Source organism: Niveispirillum sp. FG148, assembly GCF_057809655.1.
Genome location: NZ_JBMDKJ010000008.1, coordinates 163702 through 188702, shown reverse-complemented (window position 1 = coordinate 188702; position 25001 = coordinate 163702). Strand labels below are relative to the sequence as shown.

Annotated in this window: 25 protein-coding genes; 12 read left to right on the top strand and 13 right to left on the bottom strand. The window is 65.2% G+C overall.

The window, feature by feature from the left end:
• Window positions 1-52: 52 nt before the first annotated feature.
• The 7 genes from ACODTW_RS11670 (at window position 53) to mepA (ending at window position 9147) form a co-directional block, all read left to right on the top strand.
• Window positions 53-991: an electron transfer flavoprotein subunit alpha/FixB family protein gene (locus ACODTW_RS11670; RefSeq protein ID WP_488946209.1), complete on the top strand. Its 939-nt coding sequence runs from the start codon at window positions 53-55 to the stop codon at window positions 989-991.
• Window positions 992-1129: 138 nt separating this feature from the next.
• The gene (locus tag ACODTW_RS11665; RefSeq protein WP_488946174.1) at window positions 1130-2002 is read left to right on the top strand and encodes a 3-hydroxybutyryl-CoA dehydrogenase; all 873 of its coding nucleotides are present in this window, start codon (window positions 1130-1132) and stop codon (window positions 2000-2002) included.
• 158 nt (window positions 2003-2160) lie between these two features.
• The gene (locus ACODTW_RS11660) at window positions 2161-3894 is read left to right on the top strand and encodes a L,D-transpeptidase family protein (RefSeq protein WP_488946173.1); all 1734 of its coding nucleotides are present in this window, start codon (window positions 2161-2163) and stop codon (window positions 3892-3894) included.
• Window positions 3895-4085: 191 nt separating this feature from the next.
• Window positions 4086-4745, top strand: coding sequence for a peptidoglycan L,D-endopeptidase MepK (mepK, locus tag ACODTW_RS11655; protein WP_488946172.1), 660 nt, complete (start codon window positions 4086-4088; stop codon window positions 4743-4745).
• 352 nt (window positions 4746-5097) lie between these two features.
• Window positions 5098-6798 (top strand): methyl-accepting chemotaxis protein, encoded by a 1701-nt coding sequence (locus ACODTW_RS11650; RefSeq protein ID WP_488946171.1) that lies wholly within the window; start codon window positions 5098-5100, stop codon window positions 6796-6798.
• A 125-nt stretch (window positions 6799-6923) separates the two neighbouring features.
• Window positions 6924-8102: a serine hydrolase domain-containing protein gene (locus ACODTW_RS11645; RefSeq protein ID WP_488946170.1), complete on the top strand. Its 1179-nt coding sequence runs from the start codon at window positions 6924-6926 to the stop codon at window positions 8100-8102.
• Between the two features lie 145 nt (window positions 8103-8247).
• Entirely contained in the window at window positions 8248-9147 is a 900-nt protein-coding gene (mepA, locus tag ACODTW_RS11640; RefSeq protein WP_488946169.1) for a penicillin-insensitive murein endopeptidase, read from the top strand.
• A 68-nt stretch (window positions 9148-9215) separates the two neighbouring features.
• On the opposite strand, the gene gyrB is transcribed toward mepA, so the two are convergent.
• Window positions 9216-11765: a DNA topoisomerase (ATP-hydrolyzing) subunit B gene (gene gyrB, locus ACODTW_RS11635; RefSeq protein WP_488946168.1), complete on the bottom strand. Its 2550-nt coding sequence runs from the start codon at window positions 11763-11765 to the stop codon at window positions 9216-9218.
• A gap of 187 nt (window positions 11766-11952) precedes the next feature.
• Between gyrB and ACODTW_RS11630 the strand changes: the two genes are divergently transcribed.
• Window positions 11953-13098: a cupin domain-containing protein gene (locus ACODTW_RS11630; protein ID WP_488946167.1), complete on the top strand. Its 1146-nt coding sequence runs from the start codon at window positions 11953-11955 to the stop codon at window positions 13096-13098.
• On the opposite strand, the gene recF is transcribed toward ACODTW_RS11630, so the two are convergent.
• The 7 genes from recF to ACODTW_RS11595 form a co-directional block, all read right to left on the bottom strand.
• Window positions 13080-14318: a DNA replication/repair protein RecF gene (gene recF, locus ACODTW_RS11625; RefSeq protein WP_488946166.1), complete on the bottom strand. Its 1239-nt coding sequence runs from the start codon at window positions 14316-14318 to the stop codon at window positions 13080-13082. The two genes, ACODTW_RS11630 and recF, sit on opposite strands and share 19 nt — an antisense overlap.
• A complete protein-coding gene (locus tag ACODTW_RS11620) occupies window positions 14318-14719 on the bottom strand; it encodes a type II toxin-antitoxin system VapC family toxin (protein WP_488946165.1) in 402 nt (133 codons plus the stop codon). Before ACODTW_RS11620 ends, recF begins: the two co-directional genes overlap by 1 nt.
• Window positions 14712-14969: an AbrB/MazE/SpoVT family DNA-binding domain-containing protein gene (locus tag ACODTW_RS11615; RefSeq protein WP_488946164.1), complete on the bottom strand. Its 258-nt coding sequence runs from the start codon at window positions 14967-14969 to the stop codon at window positions 14712-14714. Before ACODTW_RS11615 ends, ACODTW_RS11620 begins: the two co-directional genes overlap by 8 nt.
• 81 nt (window positions 14970-15050) lie before the next feature.
• A complete protein-coding gene (locus tag ACODTW_RS11610) occupies window positions 15051-15272 on the bottom strand; it encodes a hypothetical protein (protein WP_488946163.1) in 222 nt (73 codons plus the stop codon).
• On the bottom strand, window positions 15269-15541 hold the full coding sequence (locus tag ACODTW_RS11605) for a plasmid mobilization protein (RefSeq protein ID WP_488946162.1): 273 nt from the start codon (window positions 15539-15541) through the stop codon (window positions 15269-15271). Before ACODTW_RS11605 ends, ACODTW_RS11610 begins: the two co-directional genes overlap by 4 nt.
• 129 nt (window positions 15542-15670) lie before the next feature.
• A complete protein-coding gene (dnaN, locus tag ACODTW_RS11600) occupies window positions 15671-16789 on the bottom strand; it encodes a DNA polymerase III subunit beta (RefSeq protein WP_488946161.1) in 1119 nt (372 codons plus the stop codon).
• A 172-nt stretch (window positions 16790-16961) separates the two neighbouring features.
• The gene (locus ACODTW_RS11595) at window positions 16962-17465 is read right to left on the bottom strand and encodes an HPP family protein (RefSeq protein WP_488946160.1); all 504 of its coding nucleotides are present in this window, start codon (window positions 17463-17465) and stop codon (window positions 16962-16964) included.
• Window positions 17466-17666: 201 nt separating this feature from the next.
• Here ACODTW_RS11595 and ACODTW_RS11590 point away from each other — a divergent pair, with 201 nt between their 5' ends.
• The 4 genes from ACODTW_RS11590 to ACODTW_RS11575 all read left to right on the top strand — a co-directional run bounded on the left by ACODTW_RS11590 (window position 17667) and on the right by ACODTW_RS11575 (window position 20860).
• Window positions 17667-18824, top strand: a complete 1158-nt coding sequence (locus ACODTW_RS11590) for an MFS transporter (protein ID WP_488946159.1) — start codon at window positions 17667-17669, stop codon at window positions 18822-18824.
• 61 nt (window positions 18825-18885) lie between these two features.
• On the top strand, window positions 18886-20043 hold the full coding sequence (locus ACODTW_RS11585) for a DUF2157 domain-containing protein (RefSeq protein ID WP_488946158.1): 1158 nt from the start codon (window positions 18886-18888) through the stop codon (window positions 20041-20043).
• The gene (locus ACODTW_RS11580) at window positions 20040-20543 is read left to right on the top strand and encodes a hypothetical protein (RefSeq protein WP_488946157.1); all 504 of its coding nucleotides are present in this window, start codon (window positions 20040-20042) and stop codon (window positions 20541-20543) included. Before ACODTW_RS11585 ends, ACODTW_RS11580 begins: the two co-directional genes overlap by 4 nt.
• Window positions 20543-20860, top strand: a complete 318-nt coding sequence (locus ACODTW_RS11575) for a putative quinol monooxygenase (protein WP_488946156.1) — start codon at window positions 20543-20545, stop codon at window positions 20858-20860. Before ACODTW_RS11580 ends, ACODTW_RS11575 begins: the two co-directional genes overlap by 1 nt.
• Here ACODTW_RS11575 and ACODTW_RS11570 read toward each other — a convergent pair.
• From ACODTW_RS11570 to petA, 5 genes are all read right to left on the bottom strand, one after another.
• Entirely contained in the window at window positions 20817-21593 is a 777-nt protein-coding gene (locus ACODTW_RS11570) for an RluA family pseudouridine synthase (protein WP_488946155.1), read from the bottom strand. The genes ACODTW_RS11575 and ACODTW_RS11570 overlap by 44 nt on opposite strands.
• 72 nt (window positions 21594-21665) lie before the next feature.
• Complete coding sequence (locus ACODTW_RS11565; RefSeq protein WP_488946154.1) at window positions 21666-21959, bottom strand: DUF2798 domain-containing protein; 294 nt, start codon at window positions 21957-21959, stop codon at window positions 21666-21668.
• Between the two features lie 265 nt (window positions 21960-22224).
• A complete protein-coding gene (locus ACODTW_RS11560) occupies window positions 22225-23007 on the bottom strand; it encodes a cytochrome c1 (protein ID WP_488946153.1) in 783 nt (260 codons plus the stop codon).
• A gap of 13 nt (window positions 23008-23020) precedes the next feature.
• Complete coding sequence (locus ACODTW_RS11555; RefSeq protein ID WP_488946152.1) at window positions 23021-24304, bottom strand: cytochrome b; 1284 nt, start codon at window positions 24302-24304, stop codon at window positions 23021-23023.
• A gap of 26 nt (window positions 24305-24330) precedes the next feature.
• On the bottom strand, window positions 24331-24876 hold the full coding sequence (gene petA / locus ACODTW_RS11550) for a ubiquinol-cytochrome c reductase iron-sulfur subunit (RefSeq protein WP_488946151.1): 546 nt from the start codon (window positions 24874-24876) through the stop codon (window positions 24331-24333).
• Window positions 24877-25001: the final 125 nt, after the last annotated feature.

The window sequence follows — 25001 nt, the reverse complement described above, 5'->3', positions numbered from 1 at the left end:
AGGCAAGTAGAGCCAGGGACAAGGTGGCGCCATGAATTTCGATGAGGATGTCATGAGCATTCTGGTTGTTGCCGAGCCCTCGACGGGCGCGGTGAAGAAGCCGACCCTGACAACGCTGGGGGCTGCCGCCAAGATCGGTGGGCAGACGCATGTGCTGGTCGCCGGTGTAGGTGTGGGCGAGGCGGGTGCCGCCGCTTCCAAGGCCGCCGGCGTGGCCAAGGCGCTGGTCGCCGACAGTGCCGAATATGCCCACCCGCTGGCCGAGAATTTCGCGCCGCTGGTGGTGGCCGCCGTGAAGGCGGGTGGTTACAGCCATGTGCTGTTCACCGCCACCACCTTCGGCAAGAACCTGGCCCCGCGCGTGGCGGCCCTGCTGGATGTGCAGCAGATCAGCGAGATCAGCGGCGTCATTGATGCCGACACGTTCGAACGCCCGATCTATGCCGGCAACGCCATCGCCACGGTGAAGTCGTCGGACGCGATCAAGGTCATCACCGTGCGCGGCACGGCGTTCGAGGCGGCGGCGGAAGCCGGCGGCGCGGGGGCGGTTGAAGCCATCGCCGCCACGGGTGACGCCGGCCTGTCGACCTTCGTGTCGGCCGAACTGACCAAGTCGGAACGTCCGGAACTGACCTCTGCCCGCGTCATCGTCTCGGGCGGTCGCGGCATGCAGTCGGGCGACAATTTCGTGTTGCTGGATGCCCTGGCCGACAAGCTGGGTGCGGCCGTCGGTGCGTCGCGCGCGGCGGTGGATGCCGGTTTCGTGCCCAACGATTACCAGGTCGGCCAGACCGGCAAGATCGTGGCCCCGGAACTGTACATCGCCGTCGGCATCAGCGGCGCCATCCAGCACCTGGCCGGCATGAAGGACAGCAAGGTCATCGTCGCCATCAACAAGGATGAAGAGGCGCCGATGTTCCAGGTGGCCGATTACGGCATCGTCGGCGACCTGTTCAAGCTGGTCCCCGAACTGACCGCCGCGCTGGGGTGATCCATGCGGCCGCACGCGGGCGAAACCGTCCGCGTGCGGCGCCGGCTTCATCATATACGACAAATGTCGCGTAGGGCCCCGGGCCCGGACATGCGACACTGGGCTGATCCCAGGTTTCAACCCGTCATGGGGACTGCGATGATCGAGAAAGTGGGCGTTATCGGCGCCGGTCAGATGGGCAGCGGCATCGCGCAGGTCTGCGCCGTGGCTGGCATTTCCGTGGCGATCTCTGACATCAATGCCGAACAGCTGACCAAGTCGCTGGCGGGCATCGCCAAGAACCTTGACCGCCAGATCGCCAAGGGCAAGCTGACGGCCGCTGACAAGGATGCGGCCATGGCCCGCATCGCCACCTCCACCGACCTGTCCGTGTTCAAGGACAGCGACCTGGTGATCGAGGCGGCGACCGAGTCGGAAGACGTCAAGCGCCTGATCCTGAAGGCGCTGGTGCCCAACCTGTCGCCCACGGCGATCATTGCCACCAACACCAGTTCGATCAGCATCACCCGGCTGGCCGCCTCCACCGACCGGCCCGAAAAATTCATCGGCATGCATTTCATGAATCCGGTGCCGGTGATGCAGCTGGTGGAGATCATCCGCGGCATCGCCACCGATGATGAAACCTTCCAGCTGATCAAGGCGCTGACGGTCAAGCTGGGCAAGACGGCGGCCATCGCCGAGGATTTCCCGGCCTTCATCGTCAACCGCATCCTGCTGCCGATGATCAACGAAGCCGTCTATACCCTGTATGAGGGTGTGGGCGGGGTCGAGGCCATCGACACGGCCATGAAGCTGGGCGCCAATCACCCGATGGGCCCGCTGGAACTGGCGGATTTCATCGGTCTGGATACGTGTCTGTCCATCATGCAGGTGCTGTATGAAGGCCTGGCCGACAGCAAGTACCGTCCCTGCCCGCTGATGGTGAAATATGTCGAGGCAGGCTGGCTGGGCCGCAAGGTCGGCCGCGGCTTCTATGACTATTCCGGCCCGACCCCGCGCCCGACGCGCTGAATCCGCCGGCCATCCTGATACGAAAGCCCTGCCCGGGTCCCCCTGGCGGGGCTTTTTGTTGTCCCCCTGGCACATGCCGGACAGCCGCCCGCACACCTATCCCAATCGTGCCGGCGAATGATACCCTGCGGCCGGGATGTCCAGCTGGTGCGGAGATCATGGTCAGTTCTGTCTTGTGGCGTTCCTGCCTGCGTGTCGGGTTTCTGGTTGGACTGCTGGTTTTCTCCACCCTGTCCCCTGTTGCCGCCAAGGATTTCGCCACGGCCCTGCAACAGCGCCTGAATATCGGGGTGGACACCCCGGAAACCGACCGGGACAGCCAGGACCTGCTGACCTTGGGCCGGTTCTATGAGAAGCGCAAATTTGCACCGGCCTGGCTGGAACAGGGCAAGCCGGCGGCGCGGGCCGGATTGCTGCTGGCCGCCCTGCAGAAGGCAGGGCAGGAAGGGCTGAACCCCGCCGATTATGGCGTGACCCGCATCACCAATCTGATGGAACGCGGTGACAGCCCCGATGCCCTGGCGGAATTGGAGGTGCTGCTGTCGCACGGCGCCCTGGATTACGGGCGGGATCTGGCCACAGGCCGGCTGGCCCCCATGGCGATCGACAGCGAGCTTTACGTGGAAAAGCGCGAGATCGACGTCCTGACCCTGCTGAGCCGGCTGGCGGCTGTGCCCGATCCGGGGGCGGAGCTGGCGGCATTGCCGCCGCACCGGTCGGAATATCAGCGCCTGAAGGCGGCCTTGCAGCAATATCGTGAACTGGCGGCGGCGGGTGGGTGGAAGTCTGTCCCGGTCACCGACATTTCCCTGAAGCCCGGTGGCAATGACGAACGGCTGCCGGCGTTGCGCGCCCGTCTGCGGGTGACGGGGGAGTTGCCGGCTGATGCGCCCGTGCCCGCCGATCCCACCTTGTTCGACGAGGCGACGATTGAGGCGCTGAAGAAATTCCAGGGCCGCCATGGGCTGGAGCCGGACGGGGTGCTGGGTCGGCAGACGCTGCTGGCGCTGAATATCACGGCCGAGCAGCGCGTGGCCCAGGTGGCGCTGAATATGGAGCGCTGGCGCTGGATGCCCATCGATATGGGCCGGTCCTATATTCTGGTCAATCTGGCTGCCTTCCAGCTGTCGATCTTCGACCAGGGGCAGGTCGTGCATGAGGCGCGGGTGGTGGTGGGCACCAGCAACACCCGCACCCCCGTTTTTTCCCGCAGGATGACCTATCTGGAGGTCAATCCCTACTGGCATGTGCCGTCCAAGATCGTGCGGGACGAGATATTCCCCAAGGCCAAGCGTGACCCTGCCTATCTGGCCAAGCAGGGATACGAGCTATTGTCCGATTGGACGGAACAGGCCGTGCCCGTCGACCCCCGGACCTTGGACTGGGCCCACATGACCAGCCTGCGCTATCGCGTGCGCCAGGTGCCCGGCGACAAGAACAGCCTGGGCCGGATCAAGATGATGTTCCCCAATGAATTCGACGTCTATCTGCACGATACACCGTCGAAGAACCTGTTCAACCGCGCCAACCGCACCTTCAGCCATGGCTGTATCCGCGTGGAGCATCCGTTCGACGTGGCGGAGACGATCCTGCGCCTGACAGGCACCAAGGATTGGGACCGCGCCCGCCTGGACGAGGCGCTGGCCACCAATCAGCGCACCATCGTCCGGTTGAAACAGCCCATCCCCATCCATATTTCCTATGTCACGGCTTTCGTCGCCGATGACGGGACCGTCAATTTCCGGTCCGACATCTATGGTCGCGACCGCAAGCTGGCGACGGCAATGCGGGCGTCTCGGGTGAAATGGGACGCGGTGGAGGCGGAGGCGCGCCTGGCCCCTGGTGGAGCGGCGGCGGGCAAGGCCGACAAGGGTGACAAGGTCCCGCAATGATGAAGCCCTTGTAAACGGGTTGATATTAAACGCCGCAGGGGCGGATTTCCGCTTGCACCGGCCGGGTCGATCTGCCATCACTGCAATTGTGTCCTGCTTGTGACGCAGGTGCATTTGACGAAATCAGGAAAGAGAGTGTCCCCGGCGCAACGGACGCGGGGGGTGCGGACGGCGAGAGGGGAGTTTGGGGCATGGTGGCACGGCCGAACATGATCGACCTGACCATTCAGAACACGCCCCCGGACTCCCAGCCCCTTTCCCCATTGAACCTGAACCTTGAACAGCCGACCGGCCGCCGCGGCTTCCTGCGGGGCCTGGGCGGGTTGTTCCTGGGCGCCGGCGCTGCTGTCGCCGCCCCCGCCATCCTGACCAATCCCGCCGATGCCGCGCCGGTCAGCATGCCGCGCCGCCAGCTTTCCTTTGTGTCGCTGCACACGAACGAGCGCCTGAAGGTCACCTATTTCAACAACGGTTCCTATGACCGCTCGGCCCTGCGCGACGTCAACCATATGCTGCGCGACTGGCGTACGGGTGAAGTCGGGGCGATGGATCCCAAGCTGCTGGACCTGCTTTTCCAGTTGCATCAGCGCCTGCGCACGGAAGAGCCGTTCCATGTGATTTCCGGCTATCGCTGCCCGCAGACCAACGCCATGCTGGCGTCACGGTCCGAAGGGGTGGCGACCAAGAGCCTGCACATGGAAGGCAAGGCCATCGACATCACCATGCCGGGCCGTCAGCTGACCCGCATCCGTCAGGAAGCCGCCAATCTGAAGCTGGGTGGTGTCGGCATCTACAGCAAGACGGGCTTCGTGCATGTCGATACCGGTCGCGTCCGCTACTGGGGCGCTTAGTCAAATACGTGTCTGGGCTCCACGGGGCCCGGTTTTCGGCTGATAAGATTCTGAATTCCGGTAAGGCCCTGACGGCATCGCTGTCAGGGCCTTTTTGTTTCCAATATCTGCGAAGTATCGATTGGAATTCAAAGCGAAGCGACAGGGCGTCGGGCCCGAATCCCTCCTTTATGATTAATAATCAGTAAATACATAAAACTTTACGGAAATATCATTTCCGAGATATCGGATTTTCCGATATTCGTCCAATTGGAAACGTGTTACGCCTTTAGTCCAGGTGACAAGCAGGCGACCTATGCACCCAAAGAGTGCAGGGAGCGTGACCCCATACCCAAATGGCAGGAGAGAGCAGATGTCCCTCGCGAACTGGCGTATCATTCACAAGCTGTTTCTGCTCATCGGCGTGTTGAGCCTGGTGACCATCATTGTGGCGATCACAGGGGTCGCGGGCATATCCGAGCTTGGTGATGCCACCGACCGTGTGCAGCAAACCGGCGGTGAGGCACTGCTGGGATCGCGGATCAATCAGAATGTGGTCGCCTTGAACCGGGCCGAATATCAGATGGCCGTCGATCCGCAGCAGGCGGAAGGCGTACTGAAGATCATCACGGAGCAGCGCGACCAGTTGATTGAGCGCCTGGCGACCCTGCGGTTGACGGCAAACAAGGACCAGCTGCGGCTGCTGGACGGGCTTGAACGCGAACTGAAAGCCTATTTGCCGGAGCTGGAAGGCACGATTGCCACGGTCCGCCGCAACGCCACGCGGGTCACCTTGAGCGAGGCCCAGAAGGAGATCCGGGATTCGGTAACCGAGTCCCGCGAGGTGGCGAACCGTCTGCAACAGGCGGCACGGGAATATTTCAACTACTCCAACGACCGATCCGGAGAAATTGCCAAGGAAGCAGCAGATCTGGCGCACACTACCCGCGTCACCATGCTGACCGTGGCCATTGCCGGTGTGCTGGGCGGCATTGTCATCGGCTGGCTGGTTGCCACCTTGACCATCACGCGGCCCATCGGCCAGTCGGTGGAAAGCCTGAACAAACTGGCCGCGGGCGACCTGACCACGCAAATCCACGGTGTCGGCCGCAAGGACGAGGTGGGCCTGGTCGCCGCCGGGCTGCAGATCTTCAAGGACAACCTGACTCGGGCTCGCCAGATGGAACAGGAAGCCAAGGAGGCGGAACTGCGCGCGGCCGAGGAGCGTCGCGCCGCCATGCTGAAACTGGCCGATGAGTTCGAGAGCAGCGTCAAGGGTGTGGTCGAGTCGGTCACCTCCTCCGCCGTCGAACTGCAATCCAGTGCGCAGAGCATGACGGCCATCGCCACCCAGACAAACCAGCAGGCGGGGGCCGTGGCCGCTGCCACGGAGCAGGCTGCCGCCAACGTGCAGACAGTGGCGTCGGCGACCGAGGAGCTGGGCAGCTCCATCCAGGAAATCGCCCGCCAGGTGTCGGAATCCTCCCAGATTTCCAAGGAGGCGGAACGCGAGGCGAACCAGACCAACCAGACCGTCGCTTCCCTGGCCGAAACGGCGCAGCGCATCGGCACCGTCGTCAAGCTGATCTCCGACATTGCCAGCCAGACCAACCTGCTGGCCCTGAACGCGACGATCGAGGCGGCCCGTGCCGGGGAAGCCGGCAAGGGCTTCGCCGTCGTGGCCTCAGAAGTGAAAAGCCTGGCCACGCAGACGGCGAAGGCAACAGAGGAGATCGGGGCCCAGATCGCCGCCGTGCAGAGCCAGACGACGGCGGCCGTCACCGCCATCGGCGCCATCAGCGGCACAGTCACACGCCTGTCGGAAATCGCCGGCTCCATCGCCTCGGCTGTGGAGGAGCAATCCGCCGCCACGCGGGAGATTGGCCGCAATGTTCAGCAGGCGGCTGAAGGCACCGCGGAAGTGTCCAGCAACATCACGGGCGTCTCCAGCGCTGCGGGTGAGGCCGGGAGTGCCGCGTCACAGGTGCTGGCCGCCGCCGGCACCCTGTCGCAGGAAGCCAATCATCTTCAGCGTGAGGTGGATCGGTTCATCACCCGTGTGCGTCAGGGGTGATTTGATGCGCCCGTTCCCGGTGGCCGGTGCGGATCGATCGCACCGGCCCCTTTGCCGGTCTGCCACCGCCGATTGGAAATCTGTTAGGCTGCGTCATTGTCGTCCTTTGCGGAGAAGGTGCGGGCATGGCGGGTTGGTTGCGGTCGGTGGCGGCTTTCAATGTCGCCTTCGCCTGCTGGACCGGTACGGTCGCGGCGGCGCCGGATGTCACAGACAGATTTCACCACGCGCTGGAACAGGCGGCAGCGGCCCTGCCCAGCAGCCCCGGCATCGCCGTCCGGGTCTATGCCCCGCGCCATGGGATTGACTGGCGGTCCGCCGTTGGCATGGCCGACCCCAAATCCGGCACGCCCCTGTCCCCCGATCAGCCCTTCCGGGTGGCCAGTGTCACCAAGATCTTCGTCGGTGCCGCCATCCTGCGGTTGGCGGAGGACGGGCGGGTGGCGCTGTCGCAGCCCATCGATCGGCTGGTATCGCCGGAGACGCGGCACCTGCTTCAGTCGGGTGGCTATGATCCGCACCATATCACGGTGCGGCAGCTGATGGACCATACCAGCGGCATCCGCGACTTTTACGACGATCCCAATTACGAGCAATCCATGCTGGCCCATCCCCAGCGTCGCTGGACCCGGCACGAACAGATCGCCATCGCGATGAAGGCCGGCTCTGCCTATGGCAAGCCGGGCGAGCGGTTCCATTACGCCGACACCGGCTATTCCATTTTGGGGGAGATCCTGGAACGGACGACCGGCCAACCCATGGCGGCGGCGCTGCGCAGCCTGTTGCCCTTCGACAGGCTGGGTTTGACGTCCACATGGCTGGAAAGCCTGGAGCCGCCGCCACCTGGTGCGAAGCCGCGCAGCCATCAGTTCGTGGGCGACATCGACATGACCGCGGCCGACCCGTCCTATGATCTCTACGGCGCGGGCGGCCTTGTCTCCACTGTGGATGATCTGTCCCGCTTCTTTCGCGCGATCTTCCGGGGGCAGGTGTTCCGCGATCCGGCCACCCTGGCTTCAGGCCTGGTCATGCAGGTGGCCGAAACGGGCGAGGGCTATGGCGGGCGCCTTCGACCGGCCCTGTTCGCTCCGGAAAAGGTGGGGCCGCATGCCTGCTTGGGGCAGGGGGGCTATTTTGGGACGATGGTCGTGCATTGTCCGGCCCTTGACCTGACGATCGTCTTCAACGCCAATACCGCCGACACGGACAGCTTCGGCGTTGCCGAGGGTTTCATGGCCGCCGTGGGTGACGCGCTGGGTACCGAACCGGTGGCCGACGCCGCCTTGGCCATGCGACCGCAATGATGGGCGCTGCCCTAAGCAGGCTCCGCCAGATCGGGCCACACATGGCCCGGCCTGGAGGAGCCTGCTGACTCTATGGTTCAGCAGATTTTCCGAGCCCGCCATCTGTGGGCGGAGTCCGAAAAATCTGCTTAGAATGGGGTTGCTGATGGGAACGGATCCTGTGGGGACCCGGTTGCTGCTGGCCGGCGGGATGCTGGTGCTGGCCCTCTGCCTGCCGTCCGTCGCGGCGGCGGCCCAGAAGGCCCATGCTGCGGCAGCGGCCATGGCCGCTCCCGCCGCTCCACCGGTGCCGCAGAGTCTGCGCACACCCGGGCGCGGGCCGGCCGATCCCATCGGTTCCTATGCCAATGGCTGTGTGCGCGGCGCCGTGGAGCTGCCGGCGCAGGGGGATGGGTATCAGGTGATGAACCTGTCCCGCCGCCGCAATTACGGCCATCCCGCGCTGCTGTCCTACCTGCACGATCTGGCGCAGCGCACGACGGGACAGGGGCTGGGCCGGCTGGCCATCGGCGACCTGGGGATGGTGCGGGGCGGGCGCATGCCGACGGGCCATGCCAGTCATCAGATGGGCCTGGATGCCGATGTCTGGTTCGTGCTGGACCTGCCACCGCTTTCCCCCGCAGAGCGGGAGCGGGAAGATTTCGCCAGCATGGTGGACGCCAAGGCCCAGCGCGTGGACGCAACCCGGTTCGGCCCGGCCCAGGTGCGGTTGCTGCAGCTGGCGGCCGATGATGCCCGCGTGGCCCGCATTTTCGTGAACCCGGCCATCAAGCTGGCCTTGTGCGAACAGGTGACGGGCGACCGCGACTGGCTGCGCAAGGTCCGCCCCTGGTTCGGTCACGCCGCGCATTTCCATGTGCGCCTGGCTTGCCCGGCCGGTGCCGCCCATTGCGAGGCGCAGGAAGAGCCGCCGCCCGGCGATGGCTGTGGTGCCGAGCTGATGAGCTGGTTTGCCCCACCCCCGCCCGTCACCACCCCGCCCGGCCCGCCCAAGCCGCCGCCCCCGCCGCCGGACGCCTGTCTGGCGCTTTATGCGGAGCCGTGAAACACAAAGCCCCCGCCGGATATTCTCGGCGGGGGCTTTGTTTTCGTGGATTATCGGCGGTGATCCGATCACACGTCCAGGTTCGCCACCTTCAGGGCGTTTTCCTGGATGAAGGCGCGGCGGGGTTCGACCACGTCGCCCATCAGGGTGCTGAACACGTCCTCTGCATCCTCGGTATGGTTGACCTTGACCTGCAGCAGCGACCGGTTGGTGGGGTCCAGCGTGGTTTCCCACAGCTGGTCGGGGTTCATTTCGCCCAGACCCTTGTAGCGCTGGATGGTCAGGCCGTGGCGGCCCTGGTCGATGACCCCTTCGAACAGGGATGCGGGGCCCGTGACCGTGCGCAGATCCTTGACGCGGTGGCGCAGGGTGGCGGTGGCCGTATAGGTGGCGGCCAGATGGTCCTGCATCGCGTCCAGACGCCGGGCCTCCACGCTTTTCAGCAGGTCGGCATCCAGCACATGGCGATGGGTGACGCCGCGGCGGGTGCGGGCCAGGATCAGACCATCCTGATCGGCCGTGCCCGTCCAGCCACCGATGGCGGCGGCCGTGGCGTCGGCGGCCATGGCATCGCCGGCCGCGATGGCGCGGTCATGGGCCAGGGTGTTCAGACGCTCGGCCACCGTCGCGGCCAGATTGGCGGCGCGGGCCGGGTCGTCCAGCAGTTTGGCTGACAGGGCGCCAATGATGGCGGCCTGCTCAACGACGTCGCGGTTGCCGGCCTTGCGGGCCAGGGCCTGCAGGGCGGATCGGGCGGCGCGGGCCTGTTCGACCAGACCACGCAGATCATCGCCACCCCGGGCGCTGCCATCGGCCCCGATCAGGAACACGTCGTCCGTGCCCTGATTGATCAGGTAATCCTCCAGCGCGCGATCATCCTTCAGGTACCGTTCCTTGGCCGTGCCGCGCTTCACGCGGTACAGCGGCGGCTGCGCGATATAGAGATAGCCCTTCTCGATAATGTCGGGCATCTGCCGGTAGAAGAAAGTCAGCAGCAGGGTCCGGATATGGGCGCCGTCGACATCGGCGTCCGTCATGATGATGATCTTGTGGTACCGGGCCTTTTCGATATTGAACTCGTCCCGGCCAATGCCGGTGCCCAGTGCTGCGATCAGGGTGCCGATCTCGGCCGAGGACAGCATCTTGTCGAAACGCGCCCGCTCCACATTCAGGATCTTGCCGCGCAGGGGCAGGATGGCCTGGTTCTGGCGCGACCGGCCCTGCTTGGCCGAACCGCCGGCGCTGTCACCTTCCACGATGAACAGTTCGGACAAGGCCGGGTCGCGCTCCTGACAGTCGGCCAGCTTGCCGGGCAGGCTGGCCATGTCCAGGGCACCCTTGCGGCGGGTCAGCTCGCGGGCCTTGCGGGCGGCTTCACGCGCGGCGGCGGCTTCCACCACCTTGCCCACGATCTTGCGGGCGTCGGCGGGATGCTCCTCAAACCAGGTGGAGAGCGCGTCGGCGCAGATCGCCTCCACCACCGGCCGCACCTCGGACGAGACCAGCTTGTCCTTGGTCTGGCTGGAGAATTTCGGGTCCGGCACCTTGACGGAGATGATGCAGGTCAGGCCCTCGCGCATGTCGTCGCCCGACAGCGCCACCTTCTCCTTCTTCAGGATGCCGCTTTCTTCCGCATATTTGTTGACGGTGCGGGTCAGGGCGGCGCGGAAGCCGGCCAGATGGGTGCCGCCATCACGCTGCGGGATGTTGTTGGTGAAGCACAGCGTCGTCTCGTGATAGCTGTCGTTCCACTGCAACGACACTTCCACGCCGATGGGCACGCCGGCCTCCGACGCGCGCTCGGCCTTGGCATAGATGCCGGGCTTGTGCAGGGGGGTCTTGGACCGGTCCAGATAGGCGACAAACGCCTCCAGCCCACCCTCGTAATACAGCTCGACTGTCTTCGGCTCCACCCCGCGTGCATCGGTGAAGATGATCAGTACGCCGGAATTGAGGAAGGCCAGTTCGCGCAGGCGATGTTCCAGGGTCTGGAAATCGAAATCAGTCTTGGTGAAGGTGGCCTTGGACGGCAGGAAGGTCACTTCCGTTCCGGTCAGGGACTGACCGGCGCGCCGGCCTTCCGTCACGACGGGGGCGGAGCCGACATCGGCCAGCGGCGCCACGGCATCGCCATGGGCGAAACGCATTTCCCAGACGCGGCCCAGGCGCCAGATGCGCAGGTCCAGCACCTCCGACAGGGCGTTCACGACGGACACGCCCACGCCGTGCAGGCCGCCGGACACCTTGTAGCTGTTCTGGTCAAATTTGCCGCCGGCATGCAACTGGGTCATGATGACCTCTGCCGCCGACACGCCCTCTTCCTTGTGGATGTCCACGGGGATACCGCGGCCATTGTCGCGCACGGTCACCGACCCGTCGGCATTCAAGCGCACATCCACCCGGTCGGCGTGCCCGGCCAGCGCCTCGTCGATGGCGTTGTCCACCACCTCATAAACCATATGGTGCAGGCCCGACCCGTCATCGGTGTCGCCGATATACATGCCGGGACGTTTACGGACGGCATCCAGGCCCTTCAGTACCTTGATACTGCTGGCGCCATAGGCTTCGGCAGCGGCTTCGGGGTCAATGGCGGGGGTGGCGTTGGGGATATCGGACATGAACTCGGATCTGTGATAAAGAGCGGCTAACGCACGGAAAACTGCCGCGACTATACTTCATCCCTGGCCGGAAAGGGCGCGAAAAATTCCCTTGCCCTGGCAGGCTGCCGGATGATTCGGTATGCCCCCAATGATCAGAATGGGCGGCATGAAATGGCCCTGGCACTGGCTTCTCGGGGATGATGGCATGACCAATGGTTTGCGTACCCTGTTGCATCCCCATGACCCGGCCCTGTTGCTTTCCGCCATCCGGGAGAACCGGCGCCTGCATCTGCCGGGGGGGAGCGCCCCCTATTTCCAGCAATTGCTGTCCTGGGACATGCTGCCGGCGCTGATCACGGAGGAACGCATCACGGCGGCCACCACTCGGGTCGTCCGTCAGGGACGTGACATCCCGGTGGAAATGTATATGCAGCGTCATCCGACGCTGAAGCGCAGGGTGGTTGACACGCGCGCGCTGCAATCGCTCTGCGATCAGGGCGTCAGCCTTGTCTTCAATAACATTCATCGGCACTTCACCCGCATAGCGGCGCTGAATGTCATGCTGGAGCGGCATCTGGGTGCCAACGTCCAGACCAACTGCTATGCAAGCTTTGCTAGGCAGGCTGCCTTCAAGACGCATTGGGACAATCATGATGTGCTGATCCTTCAGGTCTATGGCGCCAAGCGTTGGTTCTGTTACGGGCAATTGCATCGCTACCCGTTGGCGGAAACACATGATCTGGAACATGTCCCGCCGGGCGACCCGGAATGGCAGACCGTAATGGAACCCGGCGACATGCTGTATCTGCCCCGTGGGGATGCCCACAGGGCTGAACTGCTGCACGATGGGGGGCGTTCGCTGCACCTGACGATCGGGATCAAGCCGGCGGCGGGGATCGATGCGGTCATCTGGGCCCTTCGGCAGGCTTTGTCCCAGGAAGAAGAACTGCGCCGCGACGTCTCTCCGCTTTCCGACCTGGACGAACTTGGCCAGCAGGAAGCGGCATTGCGCGCGGTCCTGCTGCGCCTGGCCGACCGGCTTGATCTGTCCACTTTTCTGGCAGGTGGCCACTGGCTGCAAGGTTCGCGTCTGGCCCCGATCAATCTGGGTCTGGATGACCTGTCCGCGCCCGAGACGGTGCTGATGCCTGTGCAGCGCCGGGGGGGGACAGCCGGCGGGACAGCGAAGATGACGGCGGATGAAACCGCAGTGCTGTCCCTGCTTCTGGCAGAAGATATGCTCAGTGTCGGCGCCTTGCAGGGGCGACTGGCCGAATGGGCCCCTGACCGGGTCGGTGCCGCCGTTCGGGGCTTGGCGGGGAAGTCCCTGATCTATGTGTTTGCACCGTAAGGGTGGATACCAGCGCCGGCGGGCGTTTCTAATCCCAAGCGCGACGCATGGACATCATCGGGGGGCGTGACGGTCAGACGGCCGTTGGCCACGGTGAAATGCTGCGCTCCGGTGCCAAGCCCCCTGAAGGTTGTGGCATCGGTGCCGGTCAGCCAGGCCTGGCTGCCAGTGGCAAGGATTTCGTCGAACAGGGCCTGACGCCGGCCTTCATCCAGATGGGCGGCCACCTCGTCCAGCAGCAGCAGCGGGGCCGTGCCGGTCTCCGCCCGCATCAGGCGGGCATTGGCCAGCACGATGGCGATCAGCAGGGCCTTCTGTTCGCCGGTACTGCCCAGTTCGGCGGGCATGTCCTTGGCCCGGTAGGTGACGGACAGGTCTGACCGGTGCGGACCGATGGTGGCGCCACCGGCGGCGGCATCGGCCCGCCGCCCTTCGGCCAGGGCCTTGCGGAAGGCGTCCTCCGCCTCCAGTGCCGGGCGGCCGGCCAGCATTGCATCCACAGCACCGGTGATGGTGATGCCGGGGGCGGGGAAGGGGCCGACACCCTGGGCGGCGGCGGATTCCAGCCGGCGGGCCATGTCGGCGCGGGCGGCGGCCACGGCGATACCGGTTTCCGCCATCTGCCCTTCCAGTGCTGACAGCCAGGCGGGATCGACCGGCCCTTCACGCAGGATGCGGGCGCGTTCCCGCAGCGCGTTTTCATATTTGGTCAGGCGGCCGGCATGACCGGGATCGAACCCGAAGACCAGCCGGTCCAGGAACCGCCGTCGCCCCGCCGATCCTTCCAGGAACAGCCGGTCCATCTGCGGCGTCAGCCAGACGACAGAGATATGGTCAGCCAGGGCGATCTGGCCCTTGGCCGGTCGGCCGTCAATATGGACCAGGCGGCGCTCGCTTTCCCCGCCGGCCGGGTCGCGGCCTGTACCGATCTCCACCGGCCCGGCCGGGGTGATGACGCTCGCGGCGATGGCCCAGCCGGGGCCGCCCGTCCAGTCCGCGGCCGAACTGTCGCCGATGCGTTCCACCTCCGACAGCTTGGCCCGGCGCATGCCGCGGCCCGGCGCCAGAAAGCTGACGGCTTCCAGGATGTTGGTCTTGCCGGCACCGTTATCCCCCGTCAACACAACGGGCCGCGCATCGCACTCCAGGCGCGCGCTGGCATAGGACCGGAACCGGGTCACCGTCAGGCGGGTGACGGCCAGGGTTGGGACGGGGTGCATCAGGATGACACGCCGCGAATGCAGATGATGGGGGGCAAATCAGTGCCTTCCAGCCTCAGCCAGGCTTTGTCTGTCGTCATTGCCGGTGTGTTCCGGTGAAGTGCCAGGGCAAGGCAGGACCGGTCACCTAACGACAAGCCTGCGCTGCGCGTCAGCTTTCGCAGACCGGCAGAGCGAGCAGCCTGCTCGGCATCGAAATCGACAATCTCGATGCCCAATCCCCGAATTGTGTTTTGCGCATTCTCCAGCGTGATTCCCCATTCCGTCATCTTGGTCAGCGCTTCTGCGAAGTTCACTGACGACATGCAGGCGGCCGGCAGAGCCGCTTCAACCTGTTCTGCCCCCGGCTCCCGCAACAGCAGAGCCAGCAAAGCCGAACAATCCAGAACGGGGTCATTCATGATCAGCGGCAGCCCGACGCTCTGCGATCAACTCGTCTGCAAGGCTGACCCCTTCAGGAACGAACTGACGGACGTAGTCCTGCGCCCGCCTTATCGCTACCGAAATGGGTTCAAGAACGACAGTGCCATCGACAAGGCGGGCCACGACGCGGCCTCCGTCCGGTATGCCCAAGGCCGCACGCATGCTGGACGGGATCACCACGCGCCCGTTGGGGGCGATCGTGAGGTTGGCATGAGAAGTCGATGGCATGATGCACCTGTGCGTGTCACATTTTCAGAATGTGACATTGCGATGCTTAATGTCAATTATTGCCCGGCAGGCAACCCCGCGTCATTCGCTCCGGTCATCGTGTCGTGCGATGCGCAGCGTGGCGCCATCAGGCCGGGCGATTTCGACGATGGTTTCCAGCCGTGTCAGGCGGCGGTCATGGTCGGCGATGGCCTTTACGGCTTCCCGTCGCAATTCGCCCACCGTGGCATCCAGCCTCTGCACCTTTTCTTCAATCAGGACGATGGCTTTCAGGCCGCTCAGAATCTTGTCGCCAAAGCTCATTCGGGTTGCCCCTTGCGCAGGCCGGCCAAGGCCGCCTCTGCCTCGGCGAGGGAGCGGTCCAGGTGACCCAGGATGCGAGGGGCCGCATCGCTCAGCGCAGACAGCAACGCCTCGATCTCCTCCCGATTGTCGATCAGGTCATCGTCGGCGACGCGGCGGCGCACGAATTCAGAGGTCGTGATGCCCAGGCGTCGGGCCTGCGCATCCAACCTTGTCTTTTCTGCCGGGGTCATCTGCACCACCAGCCGTGCCGTCGCCGCCATCATCATCTCCTATGTCCATGGCATGGACATAGGATGCGCCTCTGGCGAAAGCATGGCAAGCGGGCGGAAAAGAGAAACGCCCCGGCCGGGGGTCCGGTCGGGGCGTTCGTGGCAGCGGGTCAGTGGACCGGGTTATCACACGCGCATCGGCATCAGCACATACAGGGCCGATGCGTCTTCGGCATCGCGGACGATGGTGGGCGAGCCGCCATCAGCCATCTGGAAGCGGGCCTTGCCGCTTTCGATCTGACCGGTGATGTCCAGCAGGTAACGGCTGTTGAAGCCGATTTCCAGGGGCGTGTTGGTGTAATCCACTTCCAGCTCTTCCGTGGCTGACCCGGCCTCGGCGGAGGTGGCGGAGAGCGTCAGTACCTGCTGGCCCAGCGACAGCTTCACGGCCCGCGACTTCTCCGTGGAGATGGTGGCCACACGGTCGACGGCGGCGGCAAAGGCCTTGGAATTGACCTCCAGCACCTTGTCATTGCCGGCCGGGATCACGCGCTCATAATCCGGGAAGGTGCCGTCGATCAGCTTGCTGGTCAGCACGATGCTGTCAAAGGCGAAGCGGACCTTGGTCTCTGACAGCTGCACCTCGATCCCGCCCGCAACCTCGTCCAGCAGCTTGCGCACTTCCAGGACGGTCTTGCGCGGCACGATCACGCCGGGGATGGCGGTTGCACCTTCGGGCAGGGGCACTTCCACCCGGGCCAGACGATGGCCGTCCGTGGCCACGGCGCGCAGGGCCGGGGCTTCGTTGCCCTTTGGCTTGGTGGCGTGGACATAGATGCCGTTCAGGTAATAACGGGTCTCTTCCGTGCTGATGGCGAATTTCGTGCGGTCGATCAGGGCCTTCAGCTCGCTGGCGGTCAGCGTGAAGCTGTGGGCCAGATCGCCCTGGGCCATCTGCGGGAAATCATCCACCGGCAGGGTGCCCAGACGGAAGTTGGAACGACCCGACCGCAGGGTCAGCACGTCACCCGTGGCGTCCAGTTCCACCTGGCTGCCATCGGGCAGCTTGCGGGCGATGTCATACAGCGTGTGGGCCGGGGCCGTGGCCGACCCGGCGCGGGCGATTTCCACCGGCACGCTTTCGACGATTTCCAGATCCATGTCGGTCGCGGTCAGCGAAAGTTCGCCATTTTCCGCGCGCAGCAGAACATTGGACAGGACCGGGATGGTGTTACGCCGTTCGACAACGCTCTGCACATGCCCGAGGGAGCGAAGCAGGGCGGCACGTTCGATGATGATCTTCATCCTGGGTCCGGTTGGCTATGGTTCCCGGCCGGCAACAGGCCGCCGAAAACCTGGGCGTTGCTGTCAATCCCCCTTCCGGCTACCCGAAAGGGGGCCGTACCATAACATAAGACATCGGACATAACAGGGGTTTACTGCACGTCCCCCCCCACTGTCTGATGGACAGGTCGGGTCAGGCAGTGGCCGGCCGGCGGGGATAGGGCAGCCGCGGCGGCAGCCGGTGATGGATGGCGGCATAGACCACCATGGCGGCCGCCCCGCCGATGGCGATGCCCAGCAGTTCCGGTGCCGGCACGGCTGATCCGGCCATCACGACGGGCAAGGCGCCTGCCGGGGGATGGGTCAGGCGGGCCACCGACATGGCTGTGATGGCCAGACCGACGCTCACACCCACCACCCACCATTCGGCCGGCAGCAGCAGATGGGTGGCATAGGAGATGATGGCCGCCAGCAGGTATCCACCCACGACATTGACCGGCTGTGCCAGCGGACTGCCGGCCTGCGCGAACAGCAGCACCGCCGTGGCCCCGAACGGGGCCAGCAGCAGCGGCAGATGCGTCACCCCGGACAGCCAGCCGGCCGCCGCGATGGCAATGGCGGCCCCCAATCCGGCCTTCACATGCATGGACAGATGCGGATGGCGCTGTTCGTGACGGACCAGAAGGTGACGCGGCATGGTAATCCTGTGCGGTCAGTGCTGGTTTTTAACTGTGCATGTTGTGCCGCTTTTTTGATCGTAAATTGCCTGATTTGCAATCATGCTTCCGGAGGACACTCATTTGCCGATCCTGCATGACACGCCCGCATTCCTGTGCGTACCCGGAAAACATCCGATATCGGTATTGTCGGGGCGGTGTGGCAAGGATCGGGAACGGTGATGCGACGATTGCTGATTTGCGGATTGCTGGTCCTGGGGACGCTGCTGGGCCTGGCCGGCACCGATCTTGTCCTGCCCATGTTGCCGACCCTGGCGGCCTGGCCTGATGGCGGACCGTCACGGGCGCAACTGGTGGTCGCCGCCTATGTCGGTGGGGCGGTCGCCGGCCTGCTGCTGTTCGGGGCGTTGTCCGCCCGGATCGACCGGCGCTGGCTGCTGCTGGGGGCTGTGGCTGCCTTCGGCCTGCTTAATCTGGCCGCCGCCGGCGCCCGGGATCTGGATCTGCTGATCCTGCTGCGCCTTTTGCAGGGGATTGCCGGCAGTGCCCCGGCCGTTTTCGCCCCCGGCATCATCCGTCGCCTGTTTGATGAGATCGGGGCTATGCGCGCCCTGGCGGCGCTGGGCAGCATCGAAGCGCTGGCCCCTGGGGTGGCGCCCCTGGCCGGTGCGGCGCTGATTGCCTGGGGCGGCTGGCAAGCCCCATTCCTTACCCTGGCTCTGCTGGCGCTGCTGGTGGTGGCGACGTTGGCAGGGGGACTGCGGCTGCTGCCGGGCGGGCTGTGCCCGGAAAGGACGGGCGGATCTTACCGGCGGCTTCTGTCCGATCCCGTGTTCCTGCGCTATGCCGTTTCACAGGCCTGTGTGTTGGGCGGCCTGCTGATCTTCGTGTTCGGGGCGCCGCTGACCATCACCCTGACCATGGGTGGCGAGATGACGGATTTCATCCGCCTGCAGGCCATCGGCGTCACCCTGTTTGCGGTAACCGCCAATGTCACGGGATCGCTGGTCAGGCGCTTCGGGGTGGAAAGCATGATCCTGACCGGCACCTGGCTGGCCTTCCTGGCCGGCGTGGCCATGCTGATCCATGGGCTGGTGGGCGGGGGGCCGGTCTGGGCGCTGTCGCTGCTGTTCGCGCCGATGAATATCGGCCTGGGCCTGCGCGGGCCGCCGGGATTTCTGCGTGCCGTCATGGCGGGACGGGGGGATGATGACCGGGCCTCCGCCCTGGTCATCCTGTTCATTCTGGGCACGGCGGCCGGGGGCACGGCGCTGCTGGCCCCCGTCATCACGCTGGGTCTTCCGGCGCTGGCAACGGGTGTGGTTCTGGTGCAGGGCCTGGGCCTGCTGGCCCTGCTGCTGCCCCGGTTGCCCGACTGATCTTGTGCCGGGGCACCGATTGCCGCACCCTGATCGGGCCGCTGGGTGGGAAAGGACACGCATGGTCTGGGGTATCGGTCTGGGGCGAAGGCTGGCGCAATGGCGTCAGGCGGGGCTGATCGACGCGCAGACGGCCGAACGGATCGCCGCGTTCGAGGCGGCGAACGGTCGTCCGCGTCTGGCGCTGGCGCTGGGCGTACTGGGGGCCTTCACCATCGGGGTGGGCATCGTCGCCATCATCGCCGCCAACTGGGACGCCATCCCTGTCGGCCTGCGCCTGGGGCTGCATGTGCTTATCAATCTGGGTCTGGGCGGCGCCGTCTGGCATTGGTCGGGGCGGCGGGAACCGGGCCTGTCCACCCGGGTGGAAGGGGGCGTGCTGCTGCTGTCGCTGTCCACCCTGGCCCTGATCGCCCATGTGGGGCAGAGCTTCCAGTTGCAGGGCAGCGCGGCGGGCCTGCTGGGCGGCTGGCTGCTGCTGGCGAGCCCGTTCACGCTCGTGCTGGCTCGCAGTGGCATGAACCGTTGGGTCTGGACCCTGGGCCTGTTCGGCTGGGCCGGGGCCCTGGCGGTCGATCATTGGGAATGGCTGCAGGATCATCGTCTGCTGACGACCATGCTGGTCCTGGTTGTGCTGGCGCTGCATGGTTTGCGCGCGGCCTGCCCGCCGCTGCCGCCCATCTGGGCCCGGCATGCGGGGCAGGTGGCGCTGGGTGCTGCCGTGCTGGTGCTCAGCATCATGCTGCTGATCCTGGCCCCCTTGCTGGACAAGGCCGGCACGGCGGCGGCGCAGACCGATGCGCTGCTGGGGGCAGTTTTCGGGGTCGTGACCTTGACGGGATCGCAGGCACTGATCCCGGCCGACCGGCGGGGCGTGCGTGCTGGCTGGGGCGTGGCCCTGATCCTGGCACCGCCGCTTGCCATCCTGCCTGTGCTGGTTGATGGCGTGCCGGGGGCCATCATCACCGGGGCGGCCTTCTGCCTCTATTGGATCGGCCTGGCGCGGCTCGCCCTGCTGACGCAGCGCACGGGCCTGTTCCGGCTGGCTGTCGCCCTGGTGGCGGCACGGGTCTTCGTCGCCTATCTGGATGCGGCGGGCGGGCTGATGGCGACGGGGTTGGGCCTGGTGCTGGCCGGGCTGGTGCTGATCGCGCTGGGTTTTGCCGCCCGGCGCGCCGTAGCCTGGGGAACTGCCCGGACGCCCGGAGACCGTCCATGAAAAGATCGCTGCTGCGATTGGCCCTGCTGCTGCTGCCGACCCTGGTCCTGACGGGCTGGGCGCTGTCCATTCCCTGGTTGCGGGCGGGACAGCCGGAGATGCGGGTACGGCTGGTCGGATACGACCCGCGCGACCTGCTGCGCGGACATTATCTGCTGGCGCGGTTGGACATCGAAAATCTACCGCCCGGCCGCTATGGTGACCAGGACTGCATCTGCCTGATTGCTCCCGATCGTGGCACCGGGCGCCCCGGCTTTACGCCGCTGCGATCCTGTGCGACCGAGGTTTTGGCGGCCTGCCCGTTGCCGTTGGCCGATCCGGGGCGGGAACTGCGCCTCTACCAGCCGGCGCAAAGCGCTCAGCGCCTGGAAGCGCTGCTGCGTGACGGCAAGGCAATGGTCGATGTCCGCTTGCGGTTCGACGGGGCCGGCGGCGTTGCCCTGGATGATCTGCGCGTTGATGGCAAACAGGTGGACCAGATCATGGAAGGGGAACGTTGATGAAGCGGGTGGGCAAATTGATTCGGGTTGAGGTGGCCCTGACCCACCTCAGCGGCTTTCTGGAACAGTTCGGCGAGAATATGCGTCAAAGCCGTCTTGAACCCGGCTGCCTGCAGTTCCACGCCGCCCGAAGCCCCGAGGAGGAAGGGACGGACGGCCCGGCCATCTTCCATGTCTGGGAGGAGTTCGTGGATGCCGCTGCCGTGGCCGCTCATGCCGACAGCCCGCATTTCCGCCGCTGGAACGAATGGCGTGCCGAACAGGGCGATGCCGTCATTCGCAAGGGGGTGATGACGGTGCCGCTGACCCTGGATTGAGGCTGGCCGGATCCTCCCCCGCCCAGCCGCAAGCGGCCAGGGCCGCGCGCATGTGGGGCGGGACGGGGGCGGTGATGGTCACGGGCGGCTTCGTCGCCTGGATGGGCACGGTGATGGCGCGCGAATGCAGGTGCAGCGCGTCGCCCACCTTCCCCGGCGCTCCCGGTGGCAGATAGATGGGATCGCCCAGCAGCGGGTGCCCCAAATGCTGCATATGCACGCGGATCTGGTGGGTGCGGCCCGTCTTGGGGTTCAGTTCCATGAAGGCGACGGGGCCGATGCCGGGCAGTTCCCCCCGCCCGCGCACGCGCCACAGCGTCACCGACGGCTGGCCATTTTCCTTGTCGATGACCATGCGCCAGCCGCGTCTGGCGTCGCTGACCTTGGTCAGGCCGGCATCGATCTTGCCGCTATTGTCGGCCGGATGGCCCAGGACGATGGCCCAGTAGGTCTTTGCCACCTTGCCTTCCTGGAACAGGATGCCCAGCCGGCGCAGCGCCTTGGGGTGGCGGCCCAGGATCAGACAGCCGGACGTGTCGCGGTCCAGCCGGTGGGCCAGCGACGGCGGCTTGGGAAAGCCAAAGCGCAGGGCATCGAAATGCCGTTCCAGATTGTCACCCTTGCCTTTGGCCATGTCGGGCCCGGCATGCACGGCGATCCCCGCCGGCTTGTCCAGCACCAGCATCAAGCCGTCGCGGTACAGCAGGCGGGAAAGAAGATCGTCAGCGTTCATAGAGGGGCCGGGCCATACAGGGTGGGAAAACAAGGCCCCATCCGCCCTGCGGCGGATGGGGCATGGGCGACATCAGGTCTGCGGCGCGGCCACCAGCAAGGCGACCACCCGTCGGACCAATGGCAATATGACAAGCAGGGTGGGGAAGGCCACAACCCAGGACAAACCCCAGTTCTGAAGCCACAGCCATTGTACGCCGTCGACGAAACCCACACTGCGCAGGGTGGCGATGGCCGATACGACGCAGGTCATGAAGATCGACAGGACAAATGGCATGACGATGGCAGCATACCGCGTCGGCAGTTTGCGAATCCGGAAATGCCGCCTTGTGCCGTAAGGCGTCGCCTTCATGGTGTTGTTTATCATTTTACGCTCTCCTTTCCCCGCCCCGCCGTAGCCGTCGCACAAGTACCGGCAGGGACCACGCTGTCAGGCAGGGTCCTGTTGGTACGTTGGCTGACGTAAACGCTTACGGCGACTTGCGGCAAGGGCAAGCGCGACCCTTGTATAGCCTGCGCTCCCGCCTTCTTGCAAGGCCGCGCAGGTCCCAAAACAAACGAGGCGCCCGATGAAGGGCGCCTCGCTGTCGGGGGCGGGACGGAAACCGTCCCGCCCGTCGATGATCAAATGATCAATGCACTTCCGACCACAGACGGCGCTTCGCGGCATACATGATGCCGGCGAAGAAGGTCAGGAAGATGATGACCATCAGACCGACGCGGCGACGCTCGTCCAGCTTGGGCTCGGCAGCCCAGGCCAGGAAGGTCGTCACGTCATGGGCCTGCTGGGCGATCGTGGCCTTGGTGCCGTCGGCATAGGTCACGCCATCTTCGAACAGCGGCTGCGGCATCGCGATGGCGTTGCCGGGGAAGTACTTGTTGTAGTTGCTGCCTGACGGCAGCTCATGGCCGGCCGGAGCCTCGCCATAGCCGGTCAGGATCGCATAGACATAGTTCTCGAAGCCCGAGCGGGCCTTCACGATCAGCGACAGATCCGGCGGCGCCTTGCCGCCATTGGCGGCGGCCGCGGCCTGCTTGTTCGGGAAGGGGCTCTTGAAGTGGTCGGCCGGCAGGCCGGGACGGGTGAACATCTCACCCTGGTCGTTCGGGCCGTCGGTGATTTCCACCGAAGCCGCGATGGCCTTCACTTCTTCCTCGTTGAAACCGATGTCGTGCAGGTTGCGGTACGACAGCAGATGCGCGGAGTGGCAGGCGGAGCAGACTTCCTTGTAGACCTGGAAACCACGCTGAACGGCAGCGTAGTCGTAGGTCTTGAAGAAGGACAGGAAGCTGTTCACGCCACCATGGGCCCATTCCTGCTCGGGCAGGTGGGTGTCACCGGAGGCCTGGGCACCGGCGGTCAGACCGGCGATGGACAGGACGCCTGCGGCGATGAGGGTACGAAGACGACGCATTAGGCCTTCTCCATCACTTGGGCGTGGCAGCGGCGCCGCCACCCAGGACCGGGTTGGCGATGCTGGCCGGCAGCGGGAGGGGCTTCTCGATCCGGCCGATGATCGGCAGGGCCAGGAAGAACGCGAAATACATGACGGTGCCCAGCTGACCGATCAGCACATAGGGCTGTTCAGCCGGCTTGCCACCCGCATAGCCCAGCATCAGGAAGGCCGGGACCAGGCAGAGCAGCACCCACCACTTGAAGATCGGGCGGAAACGGGCCGAACGAACCGGCGACGTATCCAGCCAGGGCAACACGAACATGATGGCGATGGAGCCGAACATGGCCAGCACGCCGCCCAGCTTGGCCGGGATCAGCACCACGTCGGTAAAGGGCAGGCTGATGGCAAACGTGATCGAACGCAGGATCGCGTAGAACGGCAGGAAGTACCATTCGGGTACGATATGCGCCGGCGTCACCAGCGGGTCGGCCGGAATGTAATTGTCCGGGTGACCCAGATAGTTCGGGGCGAAGAACACGAAGGCGCTGAAGACGATCAGGAAGACGACAACGCCGAAAATGTCCTTGGTCGTGTAGTACGGATGGAACGGCAGCGTGTCCTGCGGGCCCTTCGGCTCGATGCCCAGCGGGTTGTTGGACCCGGTCTGGTGGAAGGCGGCGACGTGCAGGAACACGACCGCGATCAGCACGAACGGCAGCAGGAAGTGCAGCGCGAAGAAGCGGTTCAGGGTCGGGTTGTCGACCGAGAAGCCACCCCACAGCAGCGTCACGATGCTCTCACCCACCACCGGGATGGCCGAGAACAGGTTCGTGATCACCGTGGCGCCCCAGAAGGACATCTGACCCCAGGGCAGCACATAGCCCATGAAGGCGGTGCCCATCATCAGCAGCAGGATGATGACGCCGAAGATCCACACCATCTCGCGCGGGCCCTTGTAGGAGCCGTAATAGACGCCGCGGAAAATGTGGATATAGACGGCGATGAAGAACATCGACGCGCCGTTGGCGTGCAGATAGCGGATGAACCAGCCCCAATTCACGTCGCGCATGATGCGCTCGACGCTGTCAAAGGCCAGACCCGTGTTGTTGGTGTAGTGCATCGCCAGCACGACACCGGACAGGATCATGGTAATCAGCACCACCATGGCGATGGCGCCGAAATTCCAGAAGTAATTGAAGTTACGCGGAGTCGGGAAAACCCCGTACTCCTTGCTCATCATCGTGAAGATCGGCAGGCGCTGGTCGATCCAGTTCACTACCGGGTTCTCGAAATTGGACTGTGGGGCGTGAGCCATCTGGCACTCCCTGACTGGATCTGTTCTTAGCCGATCTTGACGCGGGTGTCGGTCAGGAACTTGTATTCCGGCACGGCCAGGTTCTTGGGCGCGGGGCCCTTGCGGATGCGGCCGGAGGTGTCGTAGTGCGAGCCGTGGCAGGGGCAGAACCACCCGCCAAAGTCACCGCGTGCTTCGCCCGAGGACGTGCCCAGCGGAATGCAGCCCAGATGGGTGCAGACGCCGACCAGGATCAGCCAGTTGTCCTTGCCTTCCTTCACGCGCTCCTGATCGGCCTGCGGGTCGATCATTTCGGCGGGCTTGACGGCGCGGGCAGCCTCGACCTCTTCCGTGGTGCGGTTGCGGATGAACACCGGCTTGCCGCGCCACATGGCCTTGATGGCCTGGCCCGACTGGATCGGCGACAGGTCGACCTCGATCGACGCCAGAGCCAGCGTGTCGGCAGCGGGGTTAAGGCTGTGGATGAAGGGCCACAGGGCGGTGACGGCACCAACGCCACCCATGGCGGCGCCAGCCAGATAGATGAAATCACGGCGGGTCTGGCCGTCGCCCGCATGCATGGTGTCCGCCATACCTCTCGTCTCCTCAAAGAGCGAACCGGGCGTGGCCCCCAACGGACCCGCGCCCCGACTGGAACGACTTGGTTTTATTGGCCCGGCGGGGGCCGGGCCGAATTGGTTCTTGTCCGCCCGCATCC

Bases quoted from the DNA above. Each gene is read 5' to 3' on its own strand.
- dnaN (WP_488946161.1), bottom strand. From the start codon at position 16,789: ATGAAGATCATCATCGAACGTGCCGCCCTGCTTCGCTCCCTCGGGCAT.
- ACODTW_RS11585 (WP_488946158.1), top strand. From the start codon at position 18,886: ATGGTCTGGGGTATCGGTCTGGGGCGAAGGCTGGCGCAATGGCGTCAG.
- ACODTW_RS11605 (WP_488946162.1), bottom strand. From the start codon at position 15,541: ATGATGATGGCGGCGACGGCACGGCTGGTGGTGCAGATGACCCCGGCA.
- petA (WP_488946151.1), bottom strand. From the start codon at position 24,876: ATGGCGGACACCATGCATGCGGGCGACGGCCAGACCCGCCGTGATTTC.
- ACODTW_RS11570 (WP_488946155.1), bottom strand. From the start codon at position 21,593: ATGAACGCTGACGATCTTCTTTCCCGCCTGCTGTACCGCGACGGCTTG.
- ACODTW_RS11660 (WP_488946173.1), top strand. From the start codon at position 2,161: ATGGTCAGTTCTGTCTTGTGGCGTTCCTGCCTGCGTGTCGGGTTTCTG.
- ACODTW_RS11620 (WP_488946165.1), bottom strand. From the start codon at position 14,719: ATGAATGACCCCGTTCTGGATTGTTCGGCTTTGCTGGCTCTGCTGTTG.
- ACODTW_RS11565 (WP_488946154.1), bottom strand. From the start codon at position 21,959: ATGATAAACAACACCATGAAGGCGACGCCTTACGGCACAAGGCGGCAT.
- mepK (WP_488946172.1), top strand. From the start codon at position 4,086: ATGGTGGCACGGCCGAACATGATCGACCTGACCATTCAGAACACGCCC.
- ACODTW_RS11575 (WP_488946156.1), top strand. From the start codon at position 20,543: ATGAAGCGGGTGGGCAAATTGATTCGGGTTGAGGTGGCCCTGACCCAC.
- ACODTW_RS11595 (WP_488946160.1), bottom strand. From the start codon at position 17,465: ATGCCGCGTCACCTTCTGGTCCGTCACGAACAGCGCCATCCGCATCTG.
- ACODTW_RS11560 (WP_488946153.1), bottom strand. From the start codon at position 23,007: ATGCGTCGTCTTCGTACCCTCATCGCCGCAGGCGTCCTGTCCATCGCC.
- mepA (WP_488946169.1), top strand. From the start codon at position 8,248: ATGGGAACGGATCCTGTGGGGACCCGGTTGCTGCTGGCCGGCGGGATG.
- ACODTW_RS11665 (WP_488946174.1), top strand. From the start codon at position 1,130: ATGATCGAGAAAGTGGGCGTTATCGGCGCCGGTCAGATGGGCAGCGGC.
- ACODTW_RS11645 (WP_488946170.1), top strand. From the start codon at position 6,924: ATGGCGGGTTGGTTGCGGTCGGTGGCGGCTTTCAATGTCGCCTTCGCC.
- ACODTW_RS11670 (WP_488946209.1), top strand. From the start codon at position 53: ATGAGCATTCTGGTTGTTGCCGAGCCCTCGACGGGCGCGGTGAAGAAG.
- ACODTW_RS11650 (WP_488946171.1), top strand. From the start codon at position 5,098: ATGTCCCTCGCGAACTGGCGTATCATTCACAAGCTGTTTCTGCTCATC.
- gyrB (WP_488946168.1), bottom strand. From the start codon at position 11,765: ATGTCCGATATCCCCAACGCCACCCCCGCCATTGACCCCGAAGCCGCT.
- ACODTW_RS11630 (WP_488946167.1), top strand. From the start codon at position 11,953: ATGACCAATGGTTTGCGTACCCTGTTGCATCCCCATGACCCGGCCCTG.
- ACODTW_RS11590 (WP_488946159.1), top strand. From the start codon at position 17,667: ATGCGACGATTGCTGATTTGCGGATTGCTGGTCCTGGGGACGCTGCTG.
- ACODTW_RS11580 (WP_488946157.1), top strand. From the start codon at position 20,040: ATGAAAAGATCGCTGCTGCGATTGGCCCTGCTGCTGCTGCCGACCCTG.
- recF (WP_488946166.1), bottom strand. From the start codon at position 14,318: ATGCACCCCGTCCCAACCCTGGCCGTCACCCGCCTGACGGTGACCCGG.
- ACODTW_RS11610 (WP_488946163.1), bottom strand. From the start codon at position 15,272: ATGAGCTTTGGCGACAAGATTCTGAGCGGCCTGAAAGCCATCGTCCTG.
- ACODTW_RS11555 (WP_488946152.1), bottom strand. From the start codon at position 24,304: ATGGCTCACGCCCCACAGTCCAATTTCGAGAACCCGGTAGTGAACTGG.
- ACODTW_RS11615 (WP_488946164.1), bottom strand. From the start codon at position 14,969: ATGCCATCGACTTCTCATGCCAACCTCACGATCGCCCCCAACGGGCGC.